The 1,194-nt window shown below is 38.4% G+C and carries 2 protein-coding genes; both read left to right on the forward strand.

Annotated elements, in window-relative coordinates:
• Window positions 1-57 precede the first annotated feature (57 nt).
• The gene (locus FO442_RS18640; protein ID WP_144334729.1) at window positions 58-324 is read left to right on the forward strand and encodes a transposase; all 267 of its coding nucleotides are present in this window, start codon (window positions 58-60) and stop codon (window positions 322-324) included.
• A 23-nt stretch (window positions 325-347) separates the two neighbouring features.
• On the forward strand, window positions 348-1,166 hold the full coding sequence (locus FO442_RS18645; RefSeq protein WP_144334730.1) for an IS3 family transposase: 819 nt from the start codon (window positions 348-350) through the stop codon (window positions 1,164-1,166).
• The last annotated feature ends 28 nt before the right edge of the window (window positions 1,167-1,194 follow it).

Below are 1,194 nucleotides of genomic sequence, written 5' to 3' on the forward strand. Positions count from 1 at the left end.
TGTAAACTTCCCTAAAAATCAGACAGTTTAAAAATATAGATTTAAATTGTCAGAATTATGAAAAAATCGAGATTTACAGAGGCTCAGATTGTAAGTATTTTAAAGGAATACGAAGCCGGTAAGAAAACAACGGATATTTGCCGAGAACATGGAATTTCAGTTCCCACATTTTACCAATGGAAACGTAAGTATGGTGGAATGGATAATCAGCAGCTGAAAGAACTCAAAGCACTCCAGGAAGAAAACGCTCGTTTAAAACGGATGTTTGCTGATTTGAGTTTAGATCATCGAATCTTAAAAGAGATCATCGAAAAAAAGCTCTAAAGCTCTGTGAACGCAAAGCTCTTGTGGAAGGAATCCTAAAAGAGCAAGCACTCAGCGTAAACAGAGCTTGTCGTATCGTCTGTCTTACGAGAAGCATGTATTATTACGTTTGTAAAAAGGACGATGATGCACTAATAGAGAAGCTATCCGAACTTTCAGAGAAGTATCCCACACGTGGATTTGAGACCTATTATGGTAAGATCCGTCTACAAGGATTGAAATGGAATCGTAAACGTGTTTTGAGGGTTTATCGTAAACTGAACCTGAAAATGCGTCGTAAACGTAAACGCAGGATTCCTTCACGAGTGAGAGAGCCTTTGATTATTCCTACGATGCTTAATGACACCTGGTCAGTAGATTTTATGAGTGATTCATTGGAAAACGGTCGTAGGTTCAGAGTTTTGAATGTAATCGATGACTGCAATCGGGAAGCATTAATCAATGAAGCAGCATTCTCTATCCCTGCCGAACGCCTGGTAGATACCCTTAAACGGCTATTCTCAGACCGGGAAAAACCAAAGAAGATACGAGTAGATAATGGTCCGGAGTTTTTGTCGAAAGCATTTACTTCATTTTGTTCAAAACACAGTATAGAACTTTGTTATATCCAACCTGGAAAACCTTCACAAAACGCATACATTGAACGGTTTAACAGAACTTTTAGAGAAGATGTACTGGATGCTTATTTGTTTGGTTCCATTCAGGAAGTCAACGCGATGGCTTATGAATGGCAGATCGATTACAATGCAAATCATCCACACAAATCTTTAGCGGGGCAAAGCCCCTGGTTGTTTAAGGGAAGTAATAGATTGGAAAAAGTAAAACAGAATAATTATATTTAATCATTGTCTGAAAACGGGGAAGGTTACA

The organism is Fluviicola chungangensis, from assembly GCF_007558725.1.
GTDB lineage: Bacteria > Bacteroidota > Bacteroidia > Flavobacteriales_D > Crocinitomicaceae > Fluviicola > Fluviicola chungangensis.

Coding starts and splice junctions, on each gene's coding strand:
- FO442_RS18640 (WP_144334729.1), top strand. CDS start 58: ATGAAAAAATCGAGATTTACAGAGGCTCAGATTGTAAGTATTTTAAAG.